Origin of the sequence: Extibacter muris, assembly GCF_004345005.1 — a bacterium.
Taxonomy (GTDB): Bacteria; Bacillota; Clostridia; order Lachnospirales; family Lachnospiraceae; genus Extibacter; species Extibacter muris.
In genome coordinates this window covers 353,078-362,271 of sequence record NZ_SMMX01000003.1, presented here as the reverse complement: position 1 = coordinate 362,271, position 9,194 = coordinate 353,078, and the positions used below count along the sequence as shown (strand labels likewise).

Here is a 9,194-nt window from a genome sequence, read left to right as displayed (position 1 = left end):
TCCGCCGCTCAGTCGCCATATCCTTCATCCCGAAGGAATCTAAATAAGGCGCTTCGCTCGACTTGCATGTGTTAAGCACGCCGCCAGCGTTCATCCTGAGCCAGGATCAAACTCTCGTCTTAAAGACTAAGGTCCGGTCTTTCACGGACCTTACGTCTGTAGACGCTTCCCGATGGCTTGGCGAGGTCTTCACCGAGCCTGGCATCGCGGAAGCTTCCTTGTTCAATCGCGGTCAGGATTAACTACTAGCTAATCCTATCCCGTTATTACTGTTTTTAGGTTGACATCTCATTCGATGTCCGTTCTGAATTTTCTCTTTTCAAGAAATCTTCAGGGTCGTTGTCTATTGTTTAATTATCAAGGTGCTTTTGCTGTTTACCGTTGTTAGCGGCAACTACTATAAGATACCATATCTGTCGTTATTTGTCAACCACTTTTTTCATATAGCATTTCGCTTTCTTAAGCGACAGCTATATTAGAATACCAAACCTGTCATATCTTGTCAACACTTATTTTATAACTTTCCCGTCTTCTACAATAACTATATAATCGATATTACTTCATTGATCGACCTCACCCCTACAAGCCGTATACCTTTCACTTCCCGAACCATTTCCCTGGATACTTCAGGAAGCACACATGTCTCAAATCCAAGCTTCTTCGCCTCTGCAACTCTCTGCTCCGGCATATTGACCGCCCGCACCTCGCCGCTCAGCCCAACCTCGCCAAACACGATCATCTTTTCATCAATCGGCCTGTTCTTGCAGCTTGAGACGAGAGCCATGACAATTCCAAGGTCTATAGCCGGCTCATTCATCTTAATGCCCCCTGCGATATTGACATAGGCATCATAATTGGACATAGAAAGCCCGACCCTTTTTTCCAGTACGGCCATCAGAAGATTCACACGGTTGTAATCTGTACCGGCTGCAGTCCGTCTCGGCATGCCAAAGCTGCTCTGACATACAAGTGCCTGTATCTCTATGAGGATGGGTCTCGTCCCTTCCATGGAGCAGGCCACAACCGAGCCGGAAGAATTCTCAGGCCGGCCGCTCAACATATACTCCGAAGGATTCGCCACTTCCTGCAGCCCGTTCTGCCTCATTTCAAATACGCCAATCTCGTTCGTAGAGCCGAACCGGTTCTTTACTCCACGTAATATACGGTAGGACGCATGGCGGTCGCCCTCAAAATAGAGTACGGTGTCTACCATATGTTCCAGCACCCTCGGCCCGGCAACGGTTCCCTCCTTCGTCACATGTCCCACTATAAATATAGAAATACCCAATCCCTTCGCAAGCTGCATGAATACATTCGTAGATTCTCTCACCTGAGACACGCTGCCCGGAGCAGAAGCAACTTCTTCGCTGTACATTGTCTGGATGGAATCAATGACTGCCAGCTGTGGCCGCCTTTTTTCTATCACTGAACGTATAAGCTCCAGATTCGTCTCACATAGAAGAAGAAGGTTGTCCTTGAACGCTCCCATCCTGTTTGCACGCAGTTTTATCTGGGCCAGCGATTCTTCCCCGGATATATATAAGATTTCCTTGTCCTGAGACAATCTCTGGCACACTTGAAGCAATAGCGTAGATTTTCCTATACCGGGATCCCCTCCAACGAGCACCAGGGAACCTGGAACAATTCCTCCGCCAAGCACCCGGTCCAGTTCATCGATGCCTGTCCTGATTCTGTCTTTTTCATCCGTTGATACGCCGGACAGCGCGACCACTTCAGCTTCTTTCAGCCGCCTTGCACTGCCCTGTTTGATCGATGCCACTTTCTCCTCTACAAATGTATTCCATTCCCTGCAGGCCGGGCATTGGCCAAGCCACTTGCTCTCTTCATGTCCACAGTTCTGGCAGAAAAATATGCTCTTCTTTCCCTTTGCCATTCCTTCTCTCCTCTTCTGCCTTAGATTTCTCTTTCTGATATCAGAACAATGTTTCCTGTTGTATAAAAAATCCAGCCCCCTGCCTCCACAGGGGGCTGAACTGTCGGTAATCTTTCAGCACTACTTCTTTATCACTTTCACCTCAACACATTTATCTGGCTCCAGTTCTGCGCTGACACTCAGCTTTCCGCTCAGGTTCGTCTTCATTTCGCCTGCATCGGCTCCATCCATATATACAGTGTACTCGCTGTCTGCTTCCAGCTCAAGCGTAAACTGCGCGTCCTGGGTTCCCGATACTTTGAATGATACTTCTTCCTCTGTCGCCTTAAAGCTTTCCACTGCTGTTCCCGGCACGGATTCATATACGAACATACCGTTCTTCTCTAACTTTGTAATCTCTGAAAAGGTCTTCACTTTGTATAAATCGCCCTGAAATTCAAATCCATCCAGCTTTGTCTTACTGTCCAGCGTGTAGTCCCCAAAACTAAGTGTCCCGTCTGCTTCAGCCTTCAAAAGCTCTTTCACTGCTGCCATTGATTTTATCCTCCTAAGGTTCTTCTTTTGTACCCCTATTATATATCAAATCCGTTTTAATTTGTAGTCTTTGAAATAAATTTAATATCTTTTTTAGACATTCCGATTTCTACAACCGCCCCCCTAGCAACTTCACCTGAGAGGATCGCTTCCGCCAGCCGGTCTTCCAGCTGATTCTGAACAGCTCTCCTCAAGGGCCGGGCGCCAAACTTCTGGTCCGTCCCCGTCTCGACTATATGCTTTTTGACTGAATCTCTGACTGTTATCGTTATTTCCAGCTGTTCTTTGGCACGTTTCGTAAACTCCCGGCACATCAGGCCCACGATCTTCTTCATCTCATCCTGTGCGAGGGGGTGGAATACGATGATCTCATCGATACGGTTCACGAACTCCGGCCGGAAAATCAGCTTTATCTCACGCATCACGTTGTCCTTCATCCGTTTGTAGTCTCCGGCAGCGTCTTCTCTGGCATTAAAGCCGAGCTTCTTCGGATCTATAATCGCCTGAGCTCCGGCATTGGACGTCATGATGATGACCGTATTGCGAAAGTCTACCTTTCTGCCCTGGGAGTCTGTAATATGCCCGTCGTCGAGTACCTGCAGCAGTATATTGAATACATCCGGGTGGGCCTTTTCAATCTCATCGAACAATACGACAGAGTATGGATGCCTCCGGACCCGTTCACTTAACTGTCCCCCGTCATCATGGCCGACATAGCCCGGAGGAGAGCCGATCATCTTCGCTACGCTGTGCTTTTCCATATACTCTGACATATCGACTCTGATCATCGACTCTTCGTTGCCGAACAGTGCTTCTGACAATGCCTTGGACAGCTCTGTCTTACCGACACCTGTCGGCCCGAGGAAGAGGAAGGAGCCGATTGGCCTCTTTGGATCCTTTAATCCAACACGGCCTCTTTTGATTGCCTTTGCCACTGCCGTGACAGCTTCCTCCTGTCCGATGACTCTCTTATGAAGCGTCTGTTCCAGCTTGTTCAGCCTTGCACTCTCCGTCTCCGCAAGGCGCTGGACGGGTATCTTCGTCCATTCAGATACTACATCTGCGATATCCTCTTCTGTTATATACAGCTTCTTCTGGGCATTTCGTTTCTGAAAACGCCTCCTGATCTGTGCAAGTTTTCTTTCCGAGTCTTCCTGTTCTCTGTGAAGCATGGATGCTTCCTGCATATTCCCCTGTCTTACTGCATCTTCTGTCCTCTTCATCAGTTCCGTAATTGCAGCTTCGAGCTGGAAGATGCTGTCAGGCACTTTAAAACCCTTGAGGCTTACTTTCGAGCATGCCTCATCCAATACGTCGATGGCTTTATCCGGCAGGAACCGGTCACTGATGTAACGGTCGGCCAGGCGCACCGCAGCCTCAAGCGCCTTATCATCAATCGCCACATGATGGTGCCCCTCATATCTGGAACGCAGTCCACGAAGGATTTCCAGACACTGCTCTTCTGTCGGCTCCTCGACCGTAAGCGGCTGGAACCGCCGCTCCAGTGCAGCGTCCTTTTCAATATATTTGCGGTATTCTACTATGGTCGTAGCTCCAATAAGCTGCAGTTCCCCTCTTGCCAGAGACGGCTTCAGTATATTAGAGGCATCCATGGCGCCTTCCGCACCTCCCGCACCGATAATCGTATGCACTTCATCCAGAAAGAGAATGATGTTACCGGCCGCTTTCACTTCCTGTATCAGCTTTTTCATCCGCTCCTCAAATTCCCCGCGGTATTTGGAGCCGGCTATCATCCCCGCCAGGTCCATCGTCAGAATCCTTTTTTCTTTCATGCTGTCGGGTACTACGCCCGACGCTATGCGTGCCGCAAGTCCTTCTATGACGGCAGTCTTGCCGACGCCCGGTTCTCCTACCAGGCACGGATTGTTCTTCGTGCGCCGGCTCAAAACCTGCATCAGCCGGCTGATTTCCGAGTCTCTTCCTATGACCGGATCAAGCTTGCCTTCTTCTGCCTCGGCTGTAAGATCTGTACCGTATTGTTCCAGCACCCCTTCCTTTTTTCTGCCGCTTTCCTGCATCAGATCTTCCTGGTACTCCTTCGGGTCCGCCCCGAGCACCACAAGCACATCCTGATAGAGCTTCTGAAGGCTGATGCCCAACGTCAGCAGGATGCGTGCCGCCACACAGTCCACTTCTTTCAGTAGTGCAAGCAGCAGATGTTCCGTACCGATATCCGGCGACCGGAAACGGAGTGCCTCCCCATTGCTCTCTTCCAGGATATACTGAAGCCTCGGGCTGAAATCCGGATTATGCGCTACTGTAGTATTGCCTACCGGTGACACAAGTTCATCCACCACTTTCAATATGTTCTCTTCATCCACGCCATTTGCTGCCAGAACCTGTCCGGCGACGCCGGTATATACCTTTCTAAGCCCGAGCAGCAGATGCTCTGTCCCAACATAAGGATGGTCCAGCTCCCTCGCTATCGTCTTTGCAATCTGTAATACTTCATTGGCCTGTTCTGTATAATTCATGCTGTCTGCTTATGATGCCGGGATTGGCATCATAACTCCTTTCCAATCTAAATTAGCTGTTAACAATACTCCTCAAATATCTCATCCACCAGCTCATGGACTTCTTCTCTCGTAATATTCTTGCAGCTGCCTTTCGCAAGGACAATCCGAAGCTGCCGCTTCATCTCCTCCAGCGCCTGCACCTTATCGACATCAATGGCAATCACGGCACCTCTCCTGCGGTCCAGCTGGATAAACCCTTCCTGCTTAAGTATACTGTACGCTTTATTTACCGTATGCATATTGATGCCAATCGTATCTGCAAGCTGGCGCACAGAAGGGAGCGGATCGCCTTCACGGATCGTAGCTGTGGCAATCCCCATGATAATCTGGTTGCGCAGCTGGATGTATAACGCTTCATCACTGTTAAAATCAATCTCTATCAGCATATTATCACCTTTTCTTACTGTGTCTTTTGTTATATACACCTTAGCACACATGAAATTGGTCTGCAAGTGTAAATTTTGAAAGGGGTCTGACCCCTATAGCCATAGGGGCCTGATCCCTTTCAAAATTCTTCCCATTTTCTGACAATTTAAAAGGACCCGCGGCCGAAGCCGTAAGTCCTTTTGCAACTTTAAAGGAATTAAGTTTGGAAAAGTCAATTACCGATTACCATAAAGATTTGATATCTGTATAGTCATAGCAGTCAAAGCTGTCTGCAACGTTCTTACATGTGAGCTTTCCGTCATATGTGTTGATTGCAGAGTAGATAACATCGTTATCTGTGCAAGCTTTTTCAAGTCCCTTGTTCGCAATCTGCAAGCCGTAGCTTAATGTTGCGTTCGTAAGTGCGATTGTAGATGTTCTCGGTACTGCACCAGGCATATTTCCTACACAGTAGTGCACGATTCCGTCTACTTCGTAAATCGGATCGTCGTGGTATGTAACCTTTGTCGTCTCACCACATCCGCCCTGGTCAACAGCAACGTCTACGAATACAGCGCCCGGCTTCATCTCTTTGAGATATTTTTTCTTGAAGAGTTTTGGTGCAGCTTTTCCTGGAATCAGTACGGAACCGATTACGAGGTCAGCTTCTTTCACTGCTTTTTCAATATTCGCATCTGTAGATACTAATGTCTGGATACGTGCTCCGAAGATATCATCCAGATATGCCAGCCTCTGGAGGTTGATGTCCATGATTGTTACGTTAGCGCCCATACCAACAGCTATCTTACAAGCGTTAGTTCCTACGGAACCGCCGCCGAGGATAACGATATTAGCCTTTGGTGTTCCTGGTACGCCGGCAAGGAGAACGCCTTCTCCGCCAAATGTCTTCTCAAGATACTTAGCACCTTCCTGGATACTTAAACGTCCTGCGATCTGGCTCATAGGAGCAAGAAGCGGAATGCTTCCGTTTCTTTCAATCAATGTCTCGTAAGCAACACCTTTAACTTTTGCATTCAAAAGAGCATCTGTCTGCGGCTTGTCAGCTGCAAGATGAAGATATGTATAAAGAATCAGCCCTTCGTGGAATAACGGATACTCTTCCGGCAATGGCTCTTTCACCTTAATCATCATATCAACGGTATCCCAGACTTCTTTTGCAGTGTCAATCATCTTAGCTCCTGCTGCTTCATACTCAGCATCCATGAATCCGGAACCGACTCCAGCTCCTTTTTCAATGTAAACTTCATGACCTGCATTTACATAACTCTTTACGTTGTCAGGTGTCATACCTACACGGAATTCATTGTTCTTAATCTCTTTTACGCATCCTACTTTCACTTTGTTTTACCTCCTATTGGTACTAAAATTATATTACTTTGGCTGCCATGCGTCGGCATTGACTTTTCGTGAACAATATTTTTCACCTTCATAGTTTTGTGAAGAATATTATTCATTTGTCTCTGAAATTATAGTATCACAGCCGTCAATAATATTCAATAAAAGTTATTTTTTTCACAAAAACTTTTAATTGTGTTAATTTTATGTCAGTTGTATTTACAATTTACTCTTGCAAAATTCAGTTTTTCATGATTAAATCTAATTATAAGATAGAAATACGTATGCTTTCGGAGGACAAAGTATGAAAGAATTAAGAGAAACTATTAACAATGCCAATCTCACCAAAACACAAAAGATGATTGCGAGATATGTATTGGATAACTCTGCTGACGCCTGCTTCATGACCTCCACCGAAATCGCGTTAAAGCTTGGTGTCAGTGAATCCTCTGTCATACGTTTCAGCCGTTCTCTTGGCTTTGACGGTTTTATGGATTTCCAGAAAAGTCTGCGCAAGGATTACCAGGACAAAGTGCTCAGCATCTCAAGTTCCATAACCGTTCCTTCACAGAGAGTTGCCAAGCGCGCCAAGCTGGATACGAGTTCTGACTATATCAACAGGCATTTTAAAAATACGGCCAAGAATATGGAATCGGTATTCGTCAACAACAGCACGGCTCTTTTTGAGGAAGCCGCGGAAGCCATCATATCAAGCAAAAGGAAATATATCGTCTCTTCCCGGGGCAACAGCTGTCTTGGCGACTATTTTCTCCTGTACCTGAAGCATATGCTTCCTAATGTAGAGATGACGAACTCCACATCCATCAGCCCGGTCGACCATATGTGCAATATCTCCAAGGATGACTGCGTCGTCGCATTCAGCTTCCCCCGCTATTCTTCCATTGATAAGATATCTGTCAGGATGGCCTATGAAGTCGGTGCTAAGATTATTGTGGTAACGGACAAGCCCAGCGCCCTGCTCGCACAATATGCCACCGTCCTATTTACCGTACCCGTGGACAGCAATACCTTCTTCAATTCGCTTGTCGCGCCCCAGTTCATAGCTGAAGCGCTTCTGGACACTATCAGCCATAAGGTGAAGGGAATTGAACGGCGGCTGAAGAAAATAGATAAATATCTCGGCGAGCTGGGGAACTACTAGTTTAGTAAAGTGGCTACGTGCTGGGAGCCGGGTGGCATCTGCTTCGATGCGTACGAGGCTTCGACTAGTCCACGGCCTCCTAACTTTGCGGCAGAGTCGCTGATAGCAGCTCCTCTCCCACAAACCAAGGATTCCGGGACGGATTCTCCGCCTCTTACGCTTGCACCTGCGCATCTCCCACCCGGCTCCCAGCCCGCCATCTACTTCACTTAACAAGGGCGAGGGCGGCTGTGTGGCGTTACTGGCCAGCGGATGGCCGCTGGCTGCGTGAGATGGCTGATAAAAAATGGCAAGTTTAATATGTGCAGTGATAGAAGAAATCTGTGGCCGCCGATGGAACGGGTTGAGCGAGCTTCCAATCGGTTTTACTTTGGAGCTTTGTAAAAGCCTTTGTACGCGCTTAATGCGAGGTGTGCACGCCGCTGCTGCCCGTGCCAGTAAAGTAGATAGCCGATGGGGAGGTATGGGACAGATGCGCAGGTGTAAGCGGGAGGGACGTAAGAATCCTCACCAGATTCCTTGGCTTGTGGGATGAGAGCCGCAATCGGCGAACATTCCACAAACTTAGGAATCTGTGTGATAGTCGCAGTTCCCGGACGCATCGGAGCATCTGCCCCATACCTCCACAGCGGCACCCACTTTACTTAAGCTTTATTTGTTTTCTATATTTTTATCGGCCAGCTTTCTCCAGTTGTAATATCCGTACACGGAATTGAACAGATAGGCAACCCACATGACAACCATCGTCACGGCTGAGGAATCCTTGCCTATGAGGAGGAGCCACATGACGACCGACACGACGTTGACAATAATCCAGAGCAGCCACTGCTCCGCATAGCGGGCAACCTGCATAATGAGCGCCACGACGGAGAATACGGTGGACATCGCGTCGATGAGCGCCAGCTGCCCCCCGATGCGGCTTAATATCTGCCAGTACACAAGTACGACTACCGCGACGGCCGCAAATAATATGACGGTCTGCCTGCCGGTCAGCTTCTTCCCTTCCACCTCACCGCTTTCATTGTCTTTGTGCTTGGACCAGAGATAGAAGCCGATAAAGTTCATCGGTATATAATAGAAAGCGTTCAGCATGAATTCTCCGTATAGATGGTTCTGGAAGGTGAGCAGCGCATATATGGCTACATTGACAGTTGCAAAGAAATAAGTGCTCACTTTCCCCTTTGCCGCCAGCACTACACCGAGGATGCCGGTGATACCGCTGATGAGCGCAAGTAGATTGTCCCCCCAGATAACGCTGAGCACAATCATGATAACTGTAGATAATATGAGCCAGCTGATTTCAAATCTGCTCCAGTCTGTAAAAAATCTTTTTGTCTTTTCCATC

At 47.9% G+C, this 9,194-nt stretch carries 9 protein-coding genes and 1 rRNA gene; 2 read left to right on the top strand and 8 right to left on the bottom strand.

The window, feature by feature from the left end:
- From E1963_RS05475 to ald, 6 genes are all read right to left on the bottom strand, one after another.
- Positions 1–122, bottom strand: a 16S ribosomal RNA gene (locus tag E1963_RS05475); the annotation flags it as partial.
- A 419-nt stretch (positions 123–541) separates the two neighbouring features.
- Positions 542–1,894 carry a DNA repair protein RadA gene (gene radA / locus E1963_RS05470; RefSeq protein ID WP_132276082.1) on the bottom strand — a complete coding sequence of 451 codons (1,353 nt, stop codon included), beginning with the start codon at positions 1,892–1,894 and terminating at the stop codon, positions 542–544.
- Between the two features lie 120 nt (positions 1,895–2,014).
- Entirely contained in the window at positions 2,015–2,428 is a 414-nt protein-coding gene (locus E1963_RS05465; RefSeq protein ID WP_132276080.1) for an endosialidase, read from the bottom strand.
- Between the two features lie 56 nt (positions 2,429–2,484).
- Positions 2,485–4,923, bottom strand: a complete 2,439-nt coding sequence (locus E1963_RS05460) for an ATP-dependent Clp protease ATP-binding subunit (protein ID WP_132276078.1) — start codon at positions 4,921–4,923, stop codon at positions 2,485–2,487.
- A 59-nt stretch (positions 4,924–4,982) separates the two neighbouring features.
- The gene (locus E1963_RS05455; RefSeq protein ID WP_132276076.1) at positions 4,983–5,351 is read right to left on the bottom strand and encodes a GntR family transcriptional regulator; all 369 of its coding nucleotides are present in this window, start codon (positions 5,349–5,351) and stop codon (positions 4,983–4,985) included.
- Positions 5,352–5,574: 223 nt separating this feature from the next.
- A complete protein-coding gene (gene ald / locus E1963_RS05450; protein ID WP_132276074.1) occupies positions 5,575–6,690 on the bottom strand; it encodes an alanine dehydrogenase in 1,116 nt (371 codons plus the stop codon).
- A gap of 301 nt (positions 6,691–6,991) precedes the next feature.
- On the opposite strand from ald, the gene E1963_RS05445 reads away from it, so the two are divergent.
- Together E1963_RS05445 and E1963_RS19415 are read left to right on the top strand one after the other, a co-directional pair.
- On the top strand, positions 6,992–7,849 hold the full coding sequence (locus tag E1963_RS05445; RefSeq protein ID WP_049730334.1) for a MurR/RpiR family transcriptional regulator: 858 nt from the start codon (positions 6,992–6,994) through the stop codon (positions 7,847–7,849).
- Between the two features lie 9 nt (positions 7,850–7,858).
- Complete coding sequence (locus E1963_RS19415; protein ID WP_145964165.1) at positions 7,859–8,062, top strand: hypothetical protein; 204 nt, start codon at positions 7,859–7,861, stop codon at positions 8,060–8,062.
- Positions 8,063–8,214: 152 nt separating this feature from the next.
- Here the strand turns inward: E1963_RS19415 and E1963_RS05440 are convergent, their stop codons facing one another.
- Both E1963_RS05440 and pnuC read right to left on the bottom strand, forming a co-directional pair.
- A complete protein-coding gene (locus tag E1963_RS05440) occupies positions 8,215–8,451 on the bottom strand; it encodes a hypothetical protein (RefSeq protein WP_132276072.1) in 237 nt (78 codons plus the stop codon).
- A gap of 49 nt (positions 8,452–8,500) precedes the next feature.
- A complete protein-coding gene (gene pnuC / locus E1963_RS05435; RefSeq protein WP_132276070.1) occupies positions 8,501–9,193 on the bottom strand; it encodes a nicotinamide riboside transporter PnuC in 693 nt (230 codons plus the stop codon).
- Position 9,194: the final 1 nt, after the last annotated feature.